This window comes from Halolamina sp. CBA1230, assembly GCF_002025255.2.
Classification (GTDB): Archaea; Halobacteriota; Halobacteria; order Halobacteriales; family Haloferacaceae; genus Halolamina.
The window spans coordinates 120,054-141,517 of record NZ_CP054589.1; the positions used below are offsets into that span (position 1 = coordinate 120,054).

General features: G+C 57.6%; 20 protein-coding genes and 2 pseudogenes. 17 read left to right on the forward strand and 5 right to left on the reverse strand.

Features of this window, described 5'->3' with window-relative positions:
- The first annotated feature begins 110 nt into the window (after positions 1–110).
- The 3 genes from B4589_RS17055 to B4589_RS17065 all read left to right on the forward strand — a co-directional run bounded on the left by B4589_RS17055 (position 111) and on the right by B4589_RS17065 (position 3,472).
- The gene (locus B4589_RS17055) at positions 111–941 is read left to right on the forward strand and encodes a type IV toxin-antitoxin system AbiEi family antitoxin (protein ID WP_079235345.1); all 831 of its coding nucleotides are present in this window, start codon (positions 111–113) and stop codon (positions 939–941) included.
- Between the two features lie 63 nt (positions 942–1,004).
- A complete protein-coding gene (locus B4589_RS17060; RefSeq protein ID WP_079235344.1) occupies positions 1,005–1,880 on the forward strand; it encodes a hypothetical protein in 876 nt (291 codons plus the stop codon).
- 338 nt (positions 1,881–2,218) lie between these two features.
- Complete coding sequence (locus B4589_RS17065) at positions 2,219–3,472, forward strand: RNA-guided endonuclease TnpB family protein (protein WP_143414394.1); 1,254 nt, start codon at positions 2,219–2,221, stop codon at positions 3,470–3,472.
- Here B4589_RS17065 and B4589_RS17070 read toward each other — a convergent pair.
- Positions 3,406–4,122 carry a helix-turn-helix domain-containing protein gene (locus B4589_RS17070; protein WP_079235343.1) on the reverse strand — a complete coding sequence of 239 codons (717 nt, stop codon included), beginning with the start codon at positions 4,120–4,122 and terminating at the stop codon, positions 3,406–3,408. The genes B4589_RS17065 and B4589_RS17070 overlap by 67 nt on opposite strands.
- Positions 4,123–4,554: 432 nt before the next feature.
- Between B4589_RS17070 and B4589_RS17075 the strand changes: the two genes are divergently transcribed.
- The 6 genes and pseudogenes from B4589_RS17075 (at position 4,555) to B4589_RS17095 (ending at position 9,509) form a co-directional block, all read left to right on the forward strand.
- On the forward strand, positions 4,555–5,373 hold the full coding sequence (locus B4589_RS17075) for a ParA family protein (protein WP_079235342.1): 819 nt from the start codon (positions 4,555–4,557) through the stop codon (positions 5,371–5,373).
- On the forward strand, positions 5,370–5,777 hold the full coding sequence (locus tag B4589_RS17080) for a hypothetical protein (protein WP_079235341.1): 408 nt from the start codon (positions 5,370–5,372) through the stop codon (positions 5,775–5,777). Before B4589_RS17075 ends, B4589_RS17080 begins: the two co-directional genes overlap by 4 nt.
- Before the next feature lie 107 nt (positions 5,778–5,884).
- Positions 5,885–6,253, forward strand: coding sequence for a UPF0175 family protein (locus B4589_RS17085; protein WP_079235340.1), 369 nt, complete (start codon positions 5,885–5,887; stop codon positions 6,251–6,253).
- 11 nt (positions 6,254–6,264) lie between these two features.
- Positions 6,265–6,755 (forward strand): annotated as a pseudogene (locus tag B4589_RS18340) (twitching motility protein PilT).
- Between the two features lie 219 nt (positions 6,756–6,974).
- Positions 6,975–7,307, forward strand: coding sequence for a hypothetical protein (locus B4589_RS17090; RefSeq protein ID WP_079235339.1), 333 nt, complete (start codon positions 6,975–6,977; stop codon positions 7,305–7,307).
- A gap of 312 nt (positions 7,308–7,619) precedes the next feature.
- Complete coding sequence (locus B4589_RS17095) at positions 7,620–9,509, forward strand: SLC13 family permease (RefSeq protein ID WP_079235338.1); 1,890 nt, start codon at positions 7,620–7,622, stop codon at positions 9,507–9,509.
- 199 nt (positions 9,510–9,708) lie between these two features.
- Here the strand turns inward: B4589_RS17095 and B4589_RS17100 are convergent, their stop codons facing one another.
- From B4589_RS17100 to B4589_RS17105, 3 genes and pseudogenes are all read right to left on the reverse strand, one after another.
- Entirely contained in the window at positions 9,709–10,800 is a 1,092-nt protein-coding gene (locus B4589_RS17100; RefSeq protein WP_079235337.1) for a hypothetical protein, read from the reverse strand.
- A 327-nt stretch (positions 10,801–11,127) separates the two neighbouring features.
- Positions 11,128–11,304, reverse strand: a pseudogene (locus tag B4589_RS18345) (IS4 family transposase); the annotation flags it as partial.
- 514 nt (positions 11,305–11,818) lie between these two features.
- The gene (locus B4589_RS17105) at positions 11,819–11,962 is read right to left on the reverse strand and encodes a rubrerythrin-like domain-containing protein (RefSeq protein WP_143414393.1); all 144 of its coding nucleotides are present in this window, start codon (positions 11,960–11,962) and stop codon (positions 11,819–11,821) included.
- A 231-nt stretch (positions 11,963–12,193) separates the two neighbouring features.
- On the opposite strand from B4589_RS17105, the gene B4589_RS17110 reads away from it, so the two are divergent.
- The 4 genes from B4589_RS17110 (at position 12,194) to B4589_RS17125 (ending at position 16,632) form a co-directional block, all read left to right on the forward strand.
- Entirely contained in the window at positions 12,194–13,870 is a 1,677-nt protein-coding gene (locus B4589_RS17110; RefSeq protein ID WP_079235336.1) for a transposase, read from the forward strand.
- Between the two features lie 495 nt (positions 13,871–14,365).
- Positions 14,366–14,947, forward strand: coding sequence for a hypothetical protein (locus B4589_RS17115; RefSeq protein WP_058984797.1), 582 nt, complete (start codon positions 14,366–14,368; stop codon positions 14,945–14,947).
- Between the two features lie 3 nt (positions 14,948–14,950).
- On the forward strand, positions 14,951–15,409 hold the full coding sequence (locus B4589_RS17120; RefSeq protein WP_058984796.1) for a hypothetical protein: 459 nt from the start codon (positions 14,951–14,953) through the stop codon (positions 15,407–15,409).
- On the forward strand, positions 15,406–16,632 hold the full coding sequence (locus B4589_RS17125) for a phage integrase SAM-like domain-containing protein (RefSeq protein ID WP_079235335.1): 1,227 nt from the start codon (positions 15,406–15,408) through the stop codon (positions 16,630–16,632). Before B4589_RS17120 ends, B4589_RS17125 begins: the two co-directional genes overlap by 4 nt.
- 157 nt (positions 16,633–16,789) lie before the next feature.
- Here B4589_RS17125 and B4589_RS17130 read toward each other — a convergent pair whose 3' ends face one another.
- Positions 16,790–17,665, reverse strand: coding sequence for a hypothetical protein (locus B4589_RS17130; protein WP_079235334.1), 876 nt, complete (start codon positions 17,663–17,665; stop codon positions 16,790–16,792).
- 474 nt (positions 17,666–18,139) lie between these two features.
- Here B4589_RS17130 and B4589_RS17135 point away from each other — a divergent pair, with 474 nt between their 5' ends.
- The 4 genes from B4589_RS17135 to B4589_RS17150 are packed head-to-tail and all read left to right on the forward strand — an operon-like array spanning position 18,140 to position 21,462.
- Complete coding sequence (locus B4589_RS17135; RefSeq protein WP_008364407.1) at positions 18,140–18,418, forward strand: hypothetical protein; 279 nt, start codon at positions 18,140–18,142, stop codon at positions 18,416–18,418.
- Between the two features lie 6 nt (positions 18,419–18,424).
- The gene (locus tag B4589_RS17140; RefSeq protein WP_074878673.1) at positions 18,425–18,844 is read left to right on the forward strand and encodes a hypothetical protein; all 420 of its coding nucleotides are present in this window, start codon (positions 18,425–18,427) and stop codon (positions 18,842–18,844) included.
- Between the two features lie 27 nt (positions 18,845–18,871).
- Positions 18,872–20,605 carry a hypothetical protein gene (locus tag B4589_RS17145; RefSeq protein WP_176330574.1) on the forward strand — a complete coding sequence of 578 codons (1,734 nt, stop codon included), beginning with the start codon at positions 18,872–18,874 and terminating at the stop codon, positions 20,603–20,605.
- Positions 20,602–21,462: a hypothetical protein gene (locus B4589_RS17150; RefSeq protein WP_172863988.1), complete on the forward strand. Its 861-nt coding sequence runs from the start codon at positions 20,602–20,604 to the stop codon at positions 21,460–21,462. The genes B4589_RS17145 and B4589_RS17150 overlap by 4 nt, the downstream gene beginning before the upstream one ends.
- Positions 21,463–21,464 lie beyond the last annotated feature (2 nt).

The following is a 21,464-nucleotide window of genomic DNA, read 5'->3' on the forward strand; positions in this document are numbered from 1 at the left end:
ACCCCTGAAACGAGACGGGTTCTTTTGCGAGAGCCTTCTATCCAGCCAAATTCCGGATAAACAACGTTCAAGACCCGCTCGTATTCATATTCTATGTCTAAAATGCAGGGATGAACGACTCACAAGACACTCAAAATATACGACAGGGGCTGTCCAACCGTGAGAGCCGCCTCCTCTCACGACTCGCCGGCGCGGGTCACCAGATCATCTCCGTCGACGACATCGAGACGACTCTAGCGGTCGCCCCGAACACCGCCCGAGAGATCGCCTCCCGGCTCACCGAGAAAGGATGGCTGGACCGACTGTTTCCCGGTCGATACCTCATCATCCCGCTTGCGGCCGGTGAAGAGGGCGTGTATACGACGCACGAGTATCTCATCGCCTCGCACGTTGCCGAGCCCATGTACGTCGGCTACTACACCGCCCTTGACCACCACGGGCTGACCGAACAAGTGCCCCGGACGGTGTACGTCGTCACCCCCTCCCGGGCACAGAGTCGGGAGATCCACGGCGTCCCCTATCGCGTCGTGACGGTCACCGAGCGCAAATTCTTCGGGTACGAGCCGACGGCCATCGAGGGTACCGCCGTGGACGTCGCAGACATAGAGAAGACGCTCGTTGACTGTGCCGACCATCCCGAGTTTGGTGGTGGCATCCGCGAACTCGCACAGGCGATGGTCGCCGCGGACGATCGGGACTGTTCGTGGACGACGGTCGGTGAGTACCTCCAGCGACTCGACAATGGCGCTGCGACCAAGCGGATCGTCTACCTGGCAGACCAGCTGGGTATCGACCTCCCGACGCGTGAGACGATCCTCGAATCATTCACAAGCGGGTACTCGCTGCTCGACCCAACGCGAAACGAACAGGGACGCTACGACAGTGAGTATCGTCTCCGAATCAACGTCGACCGGGAGAGACTCGGTTCGATGGAATCCTGATGCCGGGTCGATCCGAGGAGGACGTGAATTAAGATGCTCCTCCAAGTACAGCGAATCAGATAGATGGGTCACGTCTATTATCATCATCCGGGCAACAATCAGTTCTCTCTTGATTTTGTCCACGAGACTCCATCGGAGATCGTTGCCAGAATGGTCGAGTACGACGATGACGTGGCGGTGAAGGTTCGCAAGTACGATCTTGACAGCGAGTTCTTCGGTATCTATACGTCTCGCGTCGGTGGTGGGGACGTCGGGGATCTCGAATTCGATCTTGGCGAGGCACTCTCAGAGATGGGTGCTGATAACGGTACCATCGTTGCTCGGCTCCTCGAGATCTATCAAGCGCTCATAGCCCAGAACGAGGAAGAAGAAGGAGTTCCCGTTGAAGCGTACAAGAACATCGACATCGATGCACTCCCAGACGCGCTCAACCGGGTGTCGTGGGAGGGCAACGCGACTGATGTTGCAGGCCGTCTCGCCTCAAATCTCATTCTCAAACACGCGCTTCCGAATGCGAACCATCGGACTGCTGTTGCCCTGATTCAGTTCTACCTCCGTCGGATTGCTCCCGATTTCTCGATGCCAGAGACCTCCGTGGAAATCGACTCAGAGACATACGACTGGCGGGAGTGGGTAAACGAGTATATTAACGAGTCAAAGCGTCTCTTGACGGTTCGTCGGAAGAATGTGCTCCTCAAGCATCTCTCTGACTTCGGAGCGACAACGCTTGAGCGGAAACACGAGGTCCAGATCGACCTGACGGCATACGATCTGGATATGTATCCCGCAGAAGCGAAGACAGTCTACGCAACAGCGCACGAGGAGCTCTGGGTCGGATTCGTCGAAGAAGCGGTTGAGCGCACCGACAACCCCGAGCTGATGGAAACCCCCGGACTATCTAAAGCGGAGTTCGCAGAGAAAATCCGGAATCTCGAGTAAGCAGCGTACGTTAGTCCTGGAGCGTCGCGACCGTGCGGCCGGTTTCTTCGGCCTCTTCGCTCCGCGACATCCCGTATGTTGCGAGAGCTTCTTCAACAGCGTCGTCCAGACTCATTGGTCAAACAAATCTTGGCTCTGCCGAGGTATAAAGTCTCGCACGATTTGCGTATCTGCCTAGGTACGCTCGGTTTTACATAGCGGTAACAGCACGGAAGCACACCGCTTTATCCCTGGGAGGAAGCGCGTAAGCTCTATGAGCTAACCCACTAGCTATGGCAAGGCCGACTCCCCAACGCTGACATAGAATATATAAACAAAGGGTACGCATGTGAAGGTCGATGGAGGTCAAACGCACCGTTCCGGTCAAACTCAACGTACCCAAAGAGCGGCGTGACGACCTCCATCAGACCATCCAGCAGTTCAACACCGCCGCCAACTACACTATCGATCACGGCAGAGACGACGATGGCGACCTGATTCTCAACAAATCAACCATCCACGACGAAGTATACCACGACCTGCGGGACGAAACCGACCTGCCCGCCAACCTCGTGGTACGGGCCTACTCGAAAGCCGTCGAAGCGATGAAAAGCACCGTCGCGGAGTGGGAGAAAGGCAACAACCGCCCGCTTCCCTCGTTCAATGAACCCTCTGCCGTTTACGACAAACGCACTCTGACAATCAAAGACGAGTACGCCACACTCTCGACGGTAAACGGGCGTGTCGAGGCCGACTTCGTACTCGGTGAGTACCAGCGGTCGTACCTCGAAGACGACGACTACGAGAAACGGATGGGGACGCTCCACTACCGTCCTGACGAGGATGCGTTCTATCTCCACATCGTCATCCAGAAAGAAGTAGACAAGCGCGACGGCGACCGCGTGCTCGGTGTGGATTTGAACCTGAAGAACGTCGCCGTGACCAGCACAGGACGGTTCTTCGACGGTGGCGAACTACTGTGGGGGCAGAACCACTATTTCCGCGTGCGACGAAGCCTTCAGGACAAAGGCACCCGTTCCGCTCGGCAGGCGTTGCAGCGACTGTCGGGACGGGAAAACCGCTTCGTCCTGAATCGCCTGCACAACATATCGCGCGGAATCGTGGAAGAAGCCCTGCGGCGCGATTGCTCGTACATCGCCGTCGAAGACCTGACCCACATCCGCGAGCGGATGGACACCCACGACAACCAATTGAAGCGACAGATGCACAACTGGGCGTTCCGTGAACTGCAAGCGCAAATTGAATACAAGGCCGCCGAGTACGGGATTCGAGTCGAGTCGGTCAACCCTGCGTTTTCTTCTCAAACCTGCTCGAAGTGCGGCCACCAGTCGAACACGAACCGCGACTCGGACGGTTGGTTCGCGTGCAACGAGTGTGGGTACGAGGTGGACGGCGACTACAACGCGGCGAAGAACGTCGGCCTCCGCCTGTTAGCTTTACCATCGGGCAAACGTCCCGATGGGTTGGGCAACGGTCAGCTTGCCCTGAAGTCGGGGACGTTGAACGTGAGCGACACGTCCAGTGTCTACTCCAGCTTGGAGTTTGAACGGGAGTCCACCGACAAGCCCACCACTTCAGCGGTGGGTAGCTGACGGTAGGCAACGTCAAGATCGAGATCCTCGTACATCCGGTCGAGCATCGCCAGCCCCGACTGGAACTGGGCGTAGTTCTCGCGCATATACTCGATCGTCTCGGCTCTTGGGATCACCGGGTACCCTTCGACGTGCTCGATATCGAGTGACGCGCGTGGCTCGAGGACGATCTGCAGCGGTCCGTCCAACTCGTCTCGGGGCTGTCGCTCGAATGCGGTCGGGAGGTCGAACGATTCGAAAAACGTCTCCCAGGCGTCGACGTCCTGCTCACGAACAGCGAGGAACAATGGATAGTCGTCGGGCTCGCGACTGACTTGGTAGCCGCCCTGCGTCCACACGTAGACGGCGTCGATCCGCGTGAACGCGAACGACCAGTCACTGAACTGTGGGATGACGTACGTTTCCTCGACGGAGGGTGGACTGACGCCGGCACTGGCAGCGGCGAGCTCGAGCGCTGCGTCGCGTACGCGCTCGTCGACGACAGCGAGGCCGTCGTCATAGCGGACATAGCCTGCGTCTTCCAGCCGATTGACGGCCTGTCGCACCGTCTCGTACGGCGTGTGGAGGTGTTGGGCGACACGGCGGATAGAGTCACCACTCTCGACGGCGAGGACGATCTGCGCCGCCGTGTCGTCGAGCACTTCGTACATCTGGTGGTTACCAATAATCCGGTAACAGTTAAAAGTCTTACTCGAATGGCCATGAAGCCACTATCTCTTCATTCGTCTCGGAGGTAGCCTTGGCCCCTGTCGAAAACACGCGGAACGACTATAACGAATTAAACGAACAAAACGAACAGAACGAGCAACACGAGGGTAATGAACGAATTCTGAGGAACGAACTGGTTGAGGATGTCCTGGTCGACCTGCCCTCGATGATCAAACCGAGAGAAACGAACGTAACGAATAGAACGAATAGATTGATGGCAACGAGTGTGTTTGCTTCAACGAGTGAAACGAACAGTTGGTTTTAACATCGTAGTATTCCTCTCACCGAGTGAAACACCCTCACCGAACCAAACGAACAGAACAAGCATAACGAGCAAAACGAACGAAACGAACACAACGAGGTAAACGACGGAAATGACTGACACCAACACTGCACGAATCACCGTGGCGAATCAAAAGGGAGGCGCTGGGAAGACGACTGACGTCATTCACACAGGCGGGGCGCTAGCTGCCCGGGGCCATGACGTTCTCCTGGTCGATATCGACTATCACGGTGGGCTCACCTGCTCACTCGGCTACAACGATCTGTACTACGACACCGACCGCACAACGCTGTTCGACGTCCTCGACTTCGACCAGATGGAGTCGGTGAACGACATTATCGTCGAGCACGAGGAATTCGACATCCTCCCTGCCAGCGAGAAGCTCGCGAACAACAAGAACATCCAGACGCTGCTTGAGGCGCCGAAGAGTCGCGAGCGTTTGGAGATGACTCTTGACGAACTCGAGAAGGACTACGACTACATCATCGTCGACACGCCGCCATCCCTGAACGTCCTCACCGACAACGCCCTCGTCGCGACCGGCAACGTCGTCATCCCCGTCATTCCCGAGAAGCTCAACGCCAACAGCCTCCAGATTTTCGCCAAGCAGCTGAGCTCTCTCGAACAGGCGTACGGAGACATCAACCGGCTCGCCATCGTCTGTAACCGTGTCGAGCAGAACGCTGAGCACCGCGATACCATCGAGGAGATCAAGTCGGCGTACTCCCTCCCAGTGTTCGAGATCCCGAAGCGGACCGACCTCTCTCAATCGATTGGCGAGGGTGTGTCCGTCTTCGGCTTCGGCAAGGAGAACCAGCGCGTCGAGGATGCACGCGACCTGTTCAACCAGATCGCCGACCTGTTCGACGAGACGTTTGAGAAGACCGCACCTGAGGAGGTGGAAGCATGACCGACGGCTGGGGCGATGCTTCCGGCATCGAGGGCAACTACGAAGAGGAGGACGAGGAGGCTGATTCCAGCGAAACGAGTGAGGTGAGTGAAACGGAGGAAACCAGTTCATCGACCGAAACGACCGAATCGACTTCAACGAGTGAAACGAACGAAACGAGCAGAACGAAGACGAACATCAAGGACGAGTGGAATGGGCGGACGATCTACATTCCGGACGATGTCCTCGACGAGATGGAGGACACCTACCTCGAGTCCCAGCTGAAGCTCCGCAAGGCGGGGCAGGACGAGTTCAAGAAGAACCGCCACTTCTACCCGCTACTCGTCCAGTTCGGTGTTGAGGCGCTCTCTGAGGCGGATGCCGAGGAAATCCAGTCTCGGCTTTCGGAACTCGGAGACGAATGACCTCGCGCAGAACGAGGACCAAGAGAAGTTGAGACTGGTCGTCTCAATGCATATGGCATTCTGGCGCAGTTCATAAATAGTATGAAGACGTAGCCTGAGATAGAACGATGGCCCGCATCACCGGTTCCTATCCAGACGATCTCGACCTCCTCATTGAGGGAGCTGTCGAGGCTGGCGTGTTTGGTGGCAAGAGCGATGCATTGCGAGAGTTCGTTCGTGAATACTTCGAAGACCACGAGAACGAGCGTATTGCGGCCGCGGTTGCGCTCTACGAACGCGAACGAATCACACTCGGTGATGCTGCGAGACTCGCTGATGTCGATCGATGGACGATGCGGGATATCCTCCGTGAGCACGGTGTTGAACTCCGCCTCGGACTCGTTGACGAAGACGACGCAGCCTACGAGGGAGAAGCAGCGAGCGAACTCGAATTCGGTGATGAGGACTCGGACGACGCGGAGTCGCGTGCGAAATGACAGGTTAAGAGATTCCAACGAACCCGAGCGTCCTGAACACGACTGTCCTCTCGAACTTTGCATATATCGACCAGCTGTGGGTGGTTGCAGGACTCTCTGGAATCTGCGCGGTTCCAGTCGTTCGTGAGGAACTCAAAACGGTGTTGATGATCATCCGTATCTTCAGTCAGCACTCGATACCCTCGGCGATGAGATTCCAGTCGCGACGATTTCGGACACTGTCGCAAACAGAGAGGCAGTCGTCAGTAGCCATCTCGATCCCGGTGAAGCACAGGCGTTCGCTTTGACGGACGCACACGACGGCCGACTGCTAACCGACGACGGGGATGCCCGATCGTTTGCGAAAGAACAGGGGGTGACCGTTGTCGGGTCGGTTGGCGTCCTGTTGGCTGCGATTGATGCTGGAAAGATCGATGAGCCAACCGCTGACGAGTGGCTGTCGACGTGGATCGATGACATCGGATACTATGTTCCGTATCGAACAATCTCGGAATACCGGTGACAACTAGTGGAGCTTCATCCCTGAAGATGCAAGTTGTTATCTCCGTCATTATGTAGCCGATTCGGAGAAGATCTCTGACGCCGTGCGAGCTACAGGGCGCTCATCTTGTAGATGTTTTTTGATGGATCTGGTCGGGTTGGGTGATCGCACGGTGTGTTCAAAATAGTCCTCCCGATAACCTGCCCCACTGTTATCCGCCTGGATACCCAACCGTGGTATATGGCAGATGATAAACAGGGACGAGATGAGCAAGCGGATCGTGAAGAGGAGCGCCAGCGCGAGCGGGAGGTAGAGGAGGCCCGGACCCGCGGTGATGAGAAGGAACCGATGGGCAATGATCCAAGCGAGCGGCTTGGTGATCTTGATGAAGCGCTCAAATCGCACGACTATCCAGCCACGACAAATGAGTTGGTTGAGGCCTATGGCGAGTATGAACTCGAGACTCAGGGGGGCAAGCAATCCCTAGCGGACGTACTCGCTTCAACTGAGGACCAAACATATGATTCAGCCGATGACGTTCGCAGACGGGTATTGGGACTCATTGGCCGATAGCAAACGATCCAACATATTCATCTCGCAAATTGACCGCCTGTGCTGAGATAAACTTCGTCTGTAGTTACCTCTCTGCTTGAGAATATGACTGAATTTAGTGAAACTATTCAGAGCTGTATCGGTTATGAGCTATTGGCCTCACTGAGAGCGAAGACCGTGGCATGGTTGCGGTCGTGTATGACGGCCAGAGTCGGTTCACGGGAGAGTGGCGAATGGACGGCCGGCTATCCACTAATCATATCAGTAAGAATGTATAGCCTATACATATGACCTCGATAGCTACCGTATGAGTGGATCTCTGAAACCCGAACTATGAGTCTCACCTTGCTTCAAGCGCAGGCCGGGACGGTCCCGCCGGTCACGACGGACATGCTCGTCGTGTTCGGGATCGTCCTCCTGGCGCTGTTCCTCTTCGTCACGGAACTCCTCCCGATCGACATCACGGCGATATTCATCATCGTCGTGCTCACCCTCCTCTCGCCGTGGACGAACATTTCCGTCACGGAGGGGATCTCCGGCTTCTCCAGCACGGCGACCATCGCCGTCCTCGCGATGCTCATCCTCAGCACCGGCATCAGTAAGACCGGTCTCGTCCAGATCATCGGCCGGAAGATGGCGGCGTTCGCCGGTAACAGCCAGCGCAAGCAACTCGGTGCAACGATCGCTGTCGCCGGCCCGGTCTCGGGGTTCATCAACAACACACCGGTCGTCGCGATCCTCGTCCCCGTCATCTCCGATCTCGCCCACAAGGGGAATACCTCCCCCTCCAAGCTGCTGATCCCGCTATCGTTCGCCTCTATGTTCGGCGGGATGCTCACGCTCATCGGAACGTCCACGAATCTTCTCGCATCCAGCGTCTCCGAACGGCTCATCGGTCGGTCGTTCTCGATGTTCACCTTCACCGCCCTCGGCGTCATCGTGCTCGTCACCGGGTCCGTCTACCTCATGACGGTCGGCCATCGACTTCTCCCCGAACGCGTCCCCGCCCGGGGAGACTACATCGAAGAATACGAACTCCAGAACTACGTGACGGAAGTCGTCGTCCGCGAGGACGCCACCATCGTCGGAAAAGCGGTCGGAGACGCGATCGACGAATCCCAATTCGACGCGGACATCATGCAGATCCTTCGTGACGGGGAGACGTACTTCGAAGGAATCGGAAGCAAGCGCATTCGTACCGGCGACGTCCTCACGATCCGAACTGACCGCGAGACGCTCGGGTCCCTCCGCGAACTCAAGGGACTCGACCTCGTCGGCACCCCACCCACCGACTCGGAACTCGAACCCGAGGGGGACGCACAGGCACTCGTCGAGATTGTCATCCAGTCCGGCTCTTCTCTCCTCGGCGAGACGCTCACGACCTCCTCGTTCCGTGAACGATACGACGCGAGCGTCCTCGCGTTCCGCTCCGGCGGGGAGACGATACGGAGTCGGCTCGATAACGTCGAACTCCGCGTCGGCGACACGCTTCTCGTCCAGGCCCCGTCGGACAGCATCGACCGTCTCTCATCGAATCCGGACTTCATCGTTGCTCACGAATCGGAGACGGCGGACTACCGCACCGAGAAGATCCCGTGGGCTATCGGTATCATCGTCGCCGTCGTCGGCCTTGTCGGTATCCCTTGGGGCACAGTCGCTTCCATCACTGGTGTCGGTGCGTTCGCGGCGATCGATCTGACCATCGTACAGACCGCGCTCGCCGGCGTCGTTACCATGGTCGTCACCGGCGTTATCAAACCCGGGGAGATATACGACGGTGTCGACTGGAGCGTTATCCTCCTTCTTGCGGGAGTTATCCCGCTCGGCATCGCGCTTGAACAGTCAGGTGCAGCGACGTACATCGGGTCGATCATCGCCCTCACCGGGACGTTCCTGCCCGTCATGGGTGTTCTCTGGGTGTTCTACATCGCCACCGGCCTCATCACGAGCGTCATCTCGAACAACGCCAGCGTCGTCCTCATGATCCCCGTCGCTGTCACGACCGCACAGGAAGTCGGCGGGAATCCCTTCGCGTTCATCCTCGCGGTCGCCTTCGCCGCGTCCACCGCGTTCATCACGCCGGTGGGCTATCAGACGAACCTGTTCGTCTACGGACCCGGTGGCTACAAGTTCACTGATTACGCCCGCATCGGTGCCCCGCTCCAACTCCTCCTTTCGATCGTCACAGTCCTTGGGATCGCGTTTTTCTGGGGGCTCACCTGACGGAGCCGAGCGAGTTCCGAGGGACCGATCGGTGACAGCTCTCTCATCGGTTCGGGCACGGATTTCAACTCAGATGTGCACGTTGAACGAGGAGCGTGACGTAGGGGTAGCAAGGACGAATGATGCCGATTATGGGGACGAGCACCGCGTCGTACACGTGGTGCTGTACGCGACACTCCCATGTAAGTCTCGGACCGCGCTACTCGGTCTGGGTGCCGACGTCCGCACTCTCCCCGCTCTTCGCTTTGGTTTCTCCCCAGTCGAGGTCACGGGACCGGTCGGTCTCCCGGAGAATGAACGGCCCGATGGAGAGTGTGCGCTTCGTCACGGTGACGATACGAAGAATGTAGGACAATAGGAACGCGAACGGCAGCAGGGAAATGGCCACGCCCGCGCTCACCACCACGACGAGCGTGCGCACGCCGAATACGGTCCCTGGGAACAGCGCCGGTTCGAGGTAGACGACGCCCGCGACCGCCGTGAGGAGCGCCGGGATGGACGCGTACAGCATCGTCCGGGAGAGGTCGATGAGCGCCCACTGGAAGTACAGCGTCTTGAAGTGCTCGCGCGCCGGCCCGAACAGTTCGAGCGCGTTGATGAGTTCGTCGAACGCGTGGTGCGCTTCCTCGGTGAGCACGTCCTCGTTCTCTGCGCGGATGCGGCGCGCCGCGTACAACTTCCACGAGTAGTTGAAGTTCAGCGCGGAGAACACCACGTCGAACTCGCCGAACTGGGAGCCTTCGAGATTGCTCTGGACGGCGTCCGCGTTCCGCTTCACGTTCTCTGTGAACGCAGCCACCTGGTCGTTCAGGTTGTCGTCATTGATGTCTGCGATGGCGTCCTGGAGGGCGTCCGTGTGCCGCTTCGTGAGTTTCACGAGCGACCGGAGGAACGCCGAGGGTTGGGCGGGACTCACAGGCTCCTCGATGACGTCCTCGACGTCCTTCCGGAACGCCATCGCGCCCTCCATGCGTTCGCGCTGGTCCCCGACCGGCCCCTGTTCCTGGGAGAGTACGAGTTGGCTGAGTGTGAGCACGAGCGTGACGCCCGTGATGATGGACGTGAGCAGTCCCTGGAACAGCGTCTCGATAGGGTCCGCCTGGCTGAACAGCGCCAGCGGCCTGGTCGGGTGGAGGTGCCCGATGATGGCGAGCGCGAGGAACACGCCGCCCGCGATGCCGGCGGCGACTAGCCACCGGTTCGCATTCAACAGTAGCCAGAACTTCCGACTGCTCTCCGGCACGCGCTCCCGCATCGTGTCGCTCGGACGACTTCCATCACTGTCACTCATACCGGCCGTACTCCGCTCACAATTGAAAAGCTGGCTGCCGAACTCGGGTCAGGTCAGGTCGACGAGCAGGACTCGGTCGCGGTCCGCCATCGGTCCGACACGCGTCCACGTCCTGATACAGATAACCCGTCGGGCGTCGAACCTCCTAGTATACAACAGGAGACCGTACTGGTTCCCGAGGGCCACGACCTGGAAACGCCCCTTGACACGCGCCACCGTCTCGCCCGCGCAAATAGACAATCACCGGAGAAAACAGCTGTTCGGAGGATCTTACAGTAATGCAAGGCGAAAGCCCACGGCTTGAGTCCTGTCTCTTACCCATAAGTCTCAGGAGTTCAGTTCGTATCCCTCTGCCCAGGTCTGAAGTTTCTTGAGGCCTTTCCACATCGTCTTCCAGCCGGGCGGTGGATCGGAACTTCAGTCAAGGTAACCGCCGATCTTCGCAACCGCAATTGCGTACGCTTGAGCCTCGTTGTCGGTCAATTCTGGAAATTTGGATTGGACTCTGTCTCCTTGGATTCGGCATCCTCTATGTGTGCCAATAAAATGTTCCGAAAGGGTGCTGGATAGGTACTCGCCGTGTTCACGCAGTTATTCTCCGTCGCTACTTCCGAAGAGAATCACTGAGGATAACGAATCGAGCTACGATCCACGCCACCGGGCAAGCACTCCCACAGGGAACACCACTATTCCAGCAATAAACGTTCCAGGAACTGGGAGCAAGAATAGGATCGCACCGACCACAAAGATAAGTGTCGAGAGTTTTATCTGGCAGTACTTTGAGATTCAAGTGGTTACGTGTTACGCCCATTCATGTTCGGTTCTGCAGGAAAGAGGGAAACCAACCGGCGTCGTATGAGCGTTGGAGAGAATCCAGGTAGCACAACCTCTCTCTCTACGCGGTTTTTGAGATAAGCTCATCAAGACGTCGGCGTCTGTCGGATTCGCTCTTTAACCGAACACGGATGCTGCTGCAACCTAACGGCTATCGCATCATCAGCTAAGCCGTCAACTGGGATTAGTCGTGAGCGACAGTTGTGTTTCGCAATGGTCCACCACAGTCGGGACACTCATCTTCATGTTCCGGGTTTTCGACACCAGCTCCACACTCTTGACACACATACAAAGTAGACTCGGCGGGGTCAGGATCAGTTTCTACCATTATCAATAGTTATTCTTTCGGGCAGATAAAGTATGGGGTCTAATCATCGCGATACATTAGCGGCGAGCATCAATCCATACAACGTTGGGATAAGTTGGTGACTGCTCACACTACATCTAACGATTAGCTACACCAGACCTGTTCGCGACTGAGGAATCCAACAGAGCTACCGAAACCGCTATGCAGGTAAGTTAGACGGACTCTTGAGTATGTCCGGGATATCCATCCGTAGTGGTCGCGACTCGCGAGTCTCGATGCAGTGTCTTTCGACGAATCGCACACAAACAGCACGTCGAGTGGCCCGCATATGATTCGACGCCGCTGTACGATCGAACCTCGCTCGCTGGGTTGGAATCGGACGTTCAAGTCGTCTCGAGTGTCTGGTTTACGCACCCTGATCATGACTCACTCGAACAGTTCGTCTGCTCGATTCCTCTAGCCTACTTCCGCTTCGAGGTCCATGACCGCTACAGAAGGTCGACACGCTACGAGATGAATTCTCTCTTTCGCGTGTTCTTGCTGAAAGAACTCTACGGATGGAAGCACGAAACATCTCTCCTCGAATATCTCGGTAGCCACCCCGAACTCTGCGAACGCCTAGAGTTGGGGACGGTCCCCGATCAATCGACACTATGGCGCACTTGGAACGAGCGCTTCACGCGAGATCTCCGCGAGACGGTCCAGAAAGCGGCTCGAACGATCCTCATCAAAGCGCAGAATGCGGATGTCGCCGTCCCGCGGGAACCAGTGCAAATCCTCCCATCTCGAGGCGACGACGGAGATAAATCCGACCCAGACAGTCGGGCTATTCTCGACAAAGCTGAGACGATTACCGAGCACGTCAGTCGAGTCGTCTTTCCCGCGTTCTCGCTGAATCGTGGTGAGGGCTGTGAGATTCACGAAAACGCCTACTGGAGCTTACAGACCTATCTCGGGCTCCGGGAGAACTTGGCCGCCAACGAAGGCGCTCGCAGCTTCATACACGAGTCAACGCGGGAGCGAACACCACTCGGACATGTTCATCGTGATCACCTACGCGAGCTCTCGGTACCGAAGGTTCGCGAGATGTATCAACAGGCTCTCCGGCAACTCATTGACGAGCTCGCAGAGACGGAGACGTTCTTCCGCGCAGGAATCGTCGCGATCGACATCACCGAAGCCGATCCCTTCACGGGCGATAGAACGGGCCACGAGGACGAAATCATTGGGACGAAAGAGCAGACCGACGAGTACGCCTATCAGTGGGCCACAGTTCAGTTGGTCGGTAACGCTGTTCCAATGGTACTGGATGCGCGACCAGTTCGGAAGGGCGAGAGTCGGAAAGAACTCGTCAAGGATCTACTCGACTCCGCGGAGAGCCTCGTTCATGTCGATAACGTGCTGATGGACCGGGAGTTCGATAGCCAGCACGTCCTAGAGATGATCAGCCAGCGTGGGCTTTCCTACGTTGTTCCAAAGCGGATGCAGACGAGTGAGAAAGCGCAGGCCAAGCGGTTGCTCCGCCGTGATCAAGATCGGTATGAGACTGACCGGAAGCTCCACCTCGGGAAAAACGAGTGGCACGAGACGACGCTAATCTACCGTCGGAAGGAGAATTCCGAACACGACGATCATCGGCAGTACTCCGTTTTCATGGCAAATCGGGGCAGTGGCCACCTTACCGAGTACGGATATCGATGGGAAATCGAGAGCGGCTACAAATCGATCAAGCGATTCATGGCCGCAACGACGTCCAAAGACTTCGGACTCCGTTTCTTCTACTTTGCGTTCGCCTGTCTGCTGTACTCGATCTGGCGGGCGGTGGACCTGCTTGTACAGATCGAATTGACTGGTGAATACGAGCATTCGCCAATCGTGACAGCCGACAATACGCTGACGCTGCTAAAGAAGAAGACAGGAGTCGGGTAGTAAGGTGCTCTGTTCGGGTTAGCGCACTATCTGAGTGGCTACACTGCTGGAAGTCTCGAAAATTCGCCCATACGGTTGGAAGTATGATAAGAATGGCCGCTTGGAAAGATATCTGAGGTAGTTTGCGCTGACCGTATCGGACAAATTCACGCATCACAGATCCGCTATACCCGGCGTAGTCTCAACTTCCAAGGACCAAGATTTTGTATAGCGATATACGGTATACGATTTCCTGTAGTGCGGAATTCCGGCGCTAAGAGACTTCAGTTCCTCGAATTCTCCCGATGGCTCGAAAACAACAAGTGGTCCTGATTATGCCAATAATCACGACCAGTTTGAAGTACCCCGACGCCGTCGGTGAAGCACGAATGCTGCAACCCCCTCACAACGGCGCTTCCCCCGGGTAGAGCCGACAAGACCGGGCTCCGAGTTTGCTCTGACTCTCCTCAGCCGGGGTCGAGGCGATGGCGAAGAAACGCACTCGATATAGAACTAATGACCTCAACCTATATTAAGACAAAGCGCGAACGGTGTTGTATGTCCGAAGACGAACCGAACTCCGAGGGCCTAATGGAACGCCAAACCACGGGCGAAGACCGCGTGAGGATGACCGCCCGGCAGCTTTCGGAGCCTCAGACGGCCAACTGGATCGCCTCGGAAGCGGGCTGGTCACACGAGCCGACCAAACGCGTCCTCGATCGGCTCGTCGACGATGGCATCCTCCACCGTGACGAAAGCGGTACTCACACCACGTATTACCCAGATTATCGCCGCCAAGCGATGCAGGAGGCGATGCGGCTTCGAGACAGCGGGCACACTGTCGAGGAGCTTACGGACCGTCTCGCCGATATGAAGACGCAGATTCGCGACTGGGAGGGCGAATTCGGCGTCGAGTCACCGAATCAGCTTCGCGGAACGCTCGCTGACGAGTCCCTTGACGGTGACGAGGAAGACCGTCGCCGTGAGATTGCCCGCGAGTGGGAGCACCTTCAGCGTCGTATCCAGATCGTTGGCTTTGCCATCCGCGAATGGGACTTCCTCGCTCCGACGACAGAGTCTGCCGAGGCCAGCAGCTAACGGATGTCGGTCCCGCATCCAGGTGGTGACCCGAACGCGAACCTCTACGCCCAATTGAAGCGGGACGTCCTCGACCGTGTCCCCCAGATCACGGCCGTCGAGTACGTTCCTGACGATATCGAGGCCAAGCAGCTGCGGGCGGTTTTTGATCCAGCCCGCCTTAATCCCCCAACGGGCCCTGATTCGCCGGAACTGACCGTCAAGTGGTATCGACAGGACCCTCACGACTGGTTCCGTATCAACTACACCGATCCGAACACGGGCTTTCACGCCGGCTGGCACCAGGACGAGGACCATCCCGATCTCGGACGGGCGCATTTCCAGTACTCTGCCGCCAATACGGAGGACCGCTGGGGGATCACATTTGAATACGAGACTCCTTCCCTGATCCTCTGGGAAATCGTCGAAACGCTCTTCGAGGACGTCCGTCCGACTTACCAGTACGCGAACGAGGAACGATGACACCTCGAGAACGCACTAATCAGTCACTCGCGAGTTCCTTCGAGCGCTACCTCCAGGACAAGGGGAAAGGCCGCGGCGGCGACGGTGGGAACTATCGACGTAACGCTGCACGCGAGCTTGAACGGTTCGCCGAGTGGGCCGCCGGCGACCGCGGCGCCGACGACTGGACCGGGATCGTCTCCGACGACGTCGACCGCAAACCGACCTTCGACGATCTCGACGAACGCGTGTTCCGGGAGTACGCCCGACATCTCGGTGGAGATCGGGGACTCAAGCAGAACACGGTACAAACCTATTACCGCTATATCTCTGCCTGGTGTGGGTGGTGTGTCAACGAAGGGTATCTCGAGGCGCATTACGCGCAGCGGGCGAGTGCGATGGCGCCGTTACCGGAGGACGACGGCCGCAAGCCCGGCGACCAGCAGGCCTGGACGTCCGAACAGCGCCACGCCCTCACCCGCCACGTCGACGAACGGGCCCGCGACGCCGTCGAGACGTACACGACACTCCCGGAGGGTACTGACCCCCTCGACAAGCAGCGAGCACGCTACGCGGCGCTGAAGGCGGCTCGTGACCGGGCGCTGGTGTTCGTCTTGGCGTACACAGCTGTCCGCGTTGGAGAACTCCTCCGCGATCCGAACGACCCGCGCCGGCGCGGCGTCCGCTGGGAGGACCTCTCCCTTGACGACGGCAGTATGGACGTCTACCGGAAGAAACAGCAGTGGGACGCCGCGAGTCTCCCCGATCCAGTGATTTCTCCGCTGCGAAGCTATCGCCAGCTGATGGACCCGCCGACGGAGCAGTGGCCGGTGTTTCCGACGTTCGACCAACGGACGCTCGCAGAGCTCGTCCAGGATGACCTCGCCGATCGAGGGGAACGCCCAGAAGCAATCACTGAACGCCGTGCGGAGTACGCTCGCGACCTGCTGCTGGCGCTCGATGAGGACATTCGGCCTCCATCGATCACGACGGACGGCGCACGGTCGATTCTCCAACGGCTCTCAGAGGCTGCAGAGATCGACATCGACCATCCGAAACACGACTATCTCGCGCCCCACGGTGGTCGACGTGGAATGGGCGAGGTGCTAGTCCGCGCGTTCGGGTACACTGTTGCGGCTCGCTATCTCGATAACTCGGAGGAGATGGTTCGTGAACGGTATTCGCATATTGAAGCCGGTGAATTGGGTGATGTCGCAACTGAAGCACTCGAACAGATCGATTGACGCAAGCGTTTATACGGGAGGAGAACCTAGATTAGGTTAACCAATGAGCCTTGACCAAGCGGTTGACGAAGCGCTCGCGACGTACAATATGTCGCGCAGCGAAGAGGCCGAGGAAACGGGCCGAACAGTCGCCACGCTTCAAGACTAGTAGAACCGCTTAGTTGAGGTCTCGGATTTTTTCGGCGAATTCTGCTTTCGAGAGGCCAGACGTCTCTTTTAGCTCCGGATAGCCGGCACGTTCGACAGCCTCCTCAACAAACGTTACCCAGAGATCTTCGTGCTTCTCCGCGTAGGCGATTTTCGCCTCACTTGGGTACATATCCAACTCGTATTCAGTCAGATCGATCTCGACTGCGTGTTTTCGCTCAAGCGTCCGCGCACCGAAGCTATACAGGTGCTTGAAGAGGACGTTCTTCCGTCGAACGGTCAACAGTCGCTTCGATTCGTTGATGTACTCGTTCACCCACTCTCGCCAGTCGTAGGATTCTGGATCGGTCTCTACAGAGGTTTCCGGCATAGCGAAATCCGGATTCAGTCGCCGGAGGTAGAACTGAATCAGCGCAACAGCGGTTCGATGGTTGGCATTTGGAAGCGCGTGCTTGAGGATCAGGTTCGAGGCGAGTCGGCCCGCTACGTCTGTTGCTGATCCTTCCCACGACGTCCGGTCGAGAACGTCCGGCAGTGCATCGACGTCGATATTCTTGTACGCCTCAACGGGAGTTCCCTCTTCTTCTTCGTTCTGAGCGATAAGTGCGCGGTAAATCTCGAGAAGACGAACGATGATGGTACTGTTGTCGGCACTCATCTCTGAGAGCGACTCGTTCAGGTTAAAATCAATCTCTTGAACAGGCCCACCGCCGACGCGGGATGTGTAGATGACGTAGAACGGTTCGTCGATATCGTATTTCTGGACCTTCACAGCGACGTCGTCGCCGTAGTCGACGATCTTCGAGACGATTTTGGCAGGAGCTGGATGGACGAAGTCAAGGGAGAACTGCTTGTCGCCGGGGTGGTGGTAGTAGACGTGGCCCATCTGCGTGCGTATTACTACTCATCTGTGCTTCTTAATCAAGTTCACGAGCGAGATTCTCTTCGAAAAGTCGGTGGACTGCTTTTTTATACTGCTAAGCATGCCGAATACCTATTTCTCCAGTTATGGCCGTCCGTGGTCTGAATTCAGGTGTCTCATTCGTGCGTCTCTCGACGTTGTTCATGTTCATCGTGAGTCAGTTCTCCGCGGGCGTAGGCGAGAAGGGGCTCCTCGACGACGGAAACGGCGAGGTTGTAGAGCTCGAGTAAGCGAGCTGATTCTCATTCTTAACCAACAGATGCCCAACTTTCTCAGTGGATGTTGGTTAAGACTTTTTCTACTAGGTCAACAAGTGATTTGGTTATAATTTATCGGATAAATTTGCACCACTTGGCAGCCAGAAAGCATTTATTCCTCATCCAGCTACCGTGCCAATATGTACCGGGACTCAGCCGGTGCATACCCATACCCGCATGTATGATTACGAGGTCAGTCACCATCGAGGACATCGATGACCTGTACCTGATGTGGAACGACCACATCAACGCCTCCGCCCTCTATCGCCGCGCCCTCCGCGAGGAAATGGAAGTCCGCGGTGTTGACCCCGATGAGCTCCGCGACCTCCTCGAACGGGCCCGCGAGCAGGGCTACACCCTCGAAGAGATCGCAGAGGACACCAACCGATTCGACGACCTCCAGTCGCTCGTCGAAGAGCAGCAGAACCAGCCAACGGCTGGAGACGCCACCGATGATTGACCCGCTATGTCACAGGACCAGACTCCCTCCGACCCTGAGCGTAGCACTGACACCGAGTCACCGCTGACTGGGAAAATCCCTCGGCAGGCAGCGCTCACCATCGTCCTCCTGAGCCTGTTTGCCGTTCAACCGGTTGCAGCCCAGAGTAACGCGGTCTGTAGCGCAGACAACCTCCCGAGTATGATTGAGGGGTTCTTCCAGCTGACCACCGCGCTGGGGATCGTCGGCCTCGCAATCGTTTGGCAGGCTGACTCCCTTATCGAGATGTTCACCCTCAATCCCGAGCAGAAGAAGGGGCTCAAGCGCCACAAGCGTTCGGCGATGAAGTCCGCGGTCGTCCTCGTCGTCCTCGGCCCGCTCTACACCGTCGCCGGGTCAATGATGGGCCTCCCGCTGGCGCAGTGCGTCGACCTCGTCCCCTGGTAAGCACTCCACAGCACCGTTGCGAGCCCTATGAACCACCGAGAGCTCTCCGTGCTCATGGCCGGCTTGCTCGCGACGAGCCTAGTCACGGGTATCGTCGCCGCTGACCCGCCACGACCAGGTACGGAGGGGAATGGGCTCACGGAAAACGAGTCGGCAACGCTGTGGTCACGTGATGCGGACAACTACATCAGCCAAGAAGAGTACCGCCAGCGCTACGGCGAGAACCGCTCCGCCGTCCATCAGGTCGCCAACGGGACGGACGTTACGTTCAAACGACCGCCGGCGACTGCGGCGACGTGGACGCGGAACGACTTTGAGGACCTCGACGCCGGCGGCCCAGATACGTCCGTGCATCCGCCGCACGCGGACCTTGAGGACGGCGTCTTCATCGAAGATGCTCACGCAACGATCTTCGCGGTCCAGCCCTCCACTCGTGGACACCTCGAGTCCGGTGAAACCCCACTCTATATCGCACCGAATGGGACGATGCGCGGGTTCGTTGATTACCGCGTTCGCGTCCCCAACGGGAGTTCCTCCGGCAACACAACTATCTCATGGTCGCTCACGGAGCACGAGATCGAAGAAGTCCGGTTGAAGAAGGACGGCGAGACCATCGCCGAGCGTGACGGAGCCCATACGCCTGTCCTCGACTACCAGATCGAGGACGACTGGAGTGCGAATCTCACGCTGGAAGCGGAGATTAGCGTCCGGCTGAAGAAAACCGTCAGGACCGACCTGGGTGACCGGACGGACGTCGACGTCACCTATCGGACGGAATCACACAACGTCTCCGATTCGATCGCCGTCGAGATCTACGACCTCTCGGCGTACCCCTACTACGCCGAGTATCCGAACGGCGACGCCGGCGTGGCCATCTTCCAGTCGCGGCCGTGGCAGGGGTACACGCTCACGGAGGACGGTGAGGCACGGGTCCGTGGCATCTGGCGGTTCTACACCGCTCGGAACACCAACTGGGACACGCTCGTCCGGTCGAATCGCACGGATAGCGCCACCGTCGAGTCGGACGCGATTCCGGTGTACGTCCACGCCTATCCCTCGCGGATCGGGCCGCGTGCCGAGCCGGTTCGAGACGGGCCGGAACTCATCGAGACCTGGGGGACTGACCGCCCGTCTCCGGTCGGCACCATCGGTGAGAACATCAATATCGACATCGTCAACCAATCGTACACGACGACGTACGGCGTCGCCGTTCGAGCTGAGAACGTCGATCGAGAGGCGCTCCATGTTGCGGGAATCGTCCGGGGCGTGAATGCGTCAATCGTCGAGTCGGATGCCGGCTCCGAGCGACAACTCCACCGCAGCAATCTTACTGTTAAGGTTATCCAGCAGAATCAGTCGCAAGCGACGCTCAGGGTCGAACTGCGGGACAATCAAACTGGTGCGCCGATTGCGCTTGACGATCGCCGTCAGTATCCAATCGGCGGCACCACCCGGAACGGGTACATCACGGTCGCAGATCAGCGCGTCGAGACCAACGCCTCGGGGGTGGCGATCGTGACCATCGACGAACCGGGCATCTACACGGCTCGGTACCACTCTGGCTCGTGGCTCGGTCACGACCCGGCGTACGTGAGTGATACCGCGACGGCCCGCTGGCACCCTCTAGGAACGATCGACGGCTGGTTTGCGCTGGTGTTCGAGGTCGGCTGGCAGCTCCTGCCGTTCTTCGTGATGTTCTACGCTGGCAAGCGCCTCCTGCGGATGCTCGGTCCAGCAGACATCTTCCAACGCAATTCATGACACGAGATACCCCACCCATCAGTAGGCGAACCGCCCTCCGAACAGTCGCCGGCGCCGCACTCACAACCCTTGCTGGGTGTATGAATACAAATGAGAGCTCCGGAACACCCAGTAATGGGTCTCCATCTCAAAATGACCAAGGTCCACTTCAGCGCGTTGCTGTTGATGGGACAACGGTCGTGGTGGAACTCTCGGAAGACACCGATGTCAGCCAAGTCAATCTCATCCAGCCGAATGGAGAATTGTTCGGTCAACGTGACGTAGCGACAGGAGCACAGCAGGTTTCGTTTGAGATTGGAACGTCATACGCTCCAGGCGAGTATCGCGTTCTCGCACTAGAGGGCGAAGAAACTGTGCAAGAGTCCGCTCTGTCCGTTCAGCCGAATCTTAGCATCGTGGAGATGGGGATCGGGAAGAATCAGCCTGAAAAGATGTGGAATAGCTCGAGTGATAAAATCTCAAAAGAGGCCTTCGTATCTGTTGAAAACCAAGGGAATGGCCCGGATGCGATCACGCAGCTCCTCTTTATTGGAGATGTTCCATATCCCTCGGATGAGGAAGGGACGAACTATGATGAAAACGATGATGTCAGTGGCATATACGATCCAGAAGAAGATACAGAGGTTGACGAGGTAGTCATAGAACCGGGAGAGCAGCTCACACTGTACAGTTACCGTTCACCGTTTGCGTTCGTTCGAGGTGAGGGGACTTCGTGTGAGAGCGAAGAACAAACCGGGAGCTTCGAAGTCATTATAGAAACACGAGTGGGGACAAACCGAGTTTCCAATACTTACAGTATCCACTACTCCGCGTCAGAGGAATTCGATAATTGCGAGATTACGATTAGTGAGGACTAACT

Bases quoted from the DNA above. Each gene is read 5' to 3' on its own strand.
- B4589_RS17145 (WP_176330574.1), top strand. From the start codon at position 18,872: ATGAACCACCGAGAGCTCTCCGTGCTCATGGCCGGCTTGCTCGCGACG.
- B4589_RS17150 (WP_172863988.1), top strand. From the start codon at position 20,602: ATGACACGAGATACCCCACCCATCAGTAGGCGAACCGCCCTCCGAACA.
- B4589_RS17115 (WP_058984797.1), top strand. From the start codon at position 14,366: ATGACCTCAACCTATATTAAGACAAAGCGCGAACGGTGTTGTATGTCC.
- B4589_RS17090 (WP_079235339.1), top strand. From the start codon at position 6,975: ATGGCAGATGATAAACAGGGACGAGATGAGCAAGCGGATCGTGAAGAG.
- B4589_RS17105 (WP_143414393.1), bottom strand. From the start codon at position 11,962: ATGGTAGAAACTGATCCTGACCCCGCCGAGTCTACTTTGTATGTGTGT.
- B4589_RS17075 (WP_079235342.1), top strand. From the start codon at position 4,555: ATGACTGACACCAACACTGCACGAATCACCGTGGCGAATCAAAAGGGA.
- B4589_RS17060 (WP_079235344.1), top strand. From the start codon at position 1,005: ATGGGTCACGTCTATTATCATCATCCGGGCAACAATCAGTTCTCTCTT.
- B4589_RS17055 (WP_079235345.1), top strand. From the start codon at position 111: ATGAACGACTCACAAGACACTCAAAATATACGACAGGGGCTGTCCAAC.
- B4589_RS17125 (WP_079235335.1), top strand. From the start codon at position 15,406: ATGACACCTCGAGAACGCACTAATCAGTCACTCGCGAGTTCCTTCGAG.
- B4589_RS17070 (WP_079235343.1), bottom strand. From the start codon at position 4,122: ATGTACGAAGTGCTCGACGACACGGCGGCGCAGATCGTCCTCGCCGTC.
- B4589_RS17120 (WP_058984796.1), top strand. From the start codon at position 14,951: ATGTCGGTCCCGCATCCAGGTGGTGACCCGAACGCGAACCTCTACGCC.
- B4589_RS17065 (WP_143414394.1), top strand. From the start codon at position 2,219: ATGGAGGTCAAACGCACCGTTCCGGTCAAACTCAACGTACCCAAAGAG.
- B4589_RS17095 (WP_079235338.1), top strand. From the start codon at position 7,620: ATGAGTCTCACCTTGCTTCAAGCGCAGGCCGGGACGGTCCCGCCGGTC.
- B4589_RS17085 (WP_079235340.1), top strand. From the start codon at position 5,885: ATGGCCCGCATCACCGGTTCCTATCCAGACGATCTCGACCTCCTCATT.
- B4589_RS17080 (WP_079235341.1), top strand. From the start codon at position 5,370: ATGACCGACGGCTGGGGCGATGCTTCCGGCATCGAGGGCAACTACGAA.
- B4589_RS17130 (WP_079235334.1), bottom strand. From the start codon at position 17,665: ATGGGCCACGTCTACTACCACCACCCCGGCGACAAGCAGTTCTCCCTT.
- B4589_RS17135 (WP_008364407.1), top strand. From the start codon at position 18,140: ATGATTACGAGGTCAGTCACCATCGAGGACATCGATGACCTGTACCTG.
- B4589_RS17100 (WP_079235337.1), bottom strand. From the start codon at position 10,800: ATGAGTGACAGTGATGGAAGTCGTCCGAGCGACACGATGCGGGAGCGC.
- B4589_RS17140 (WP_074878673.1), top strand. From the start codon at position 18,425: ATGTCACAGGACCAGACTCCCTCCGACCCTGAGCGTAGCACTGACACC.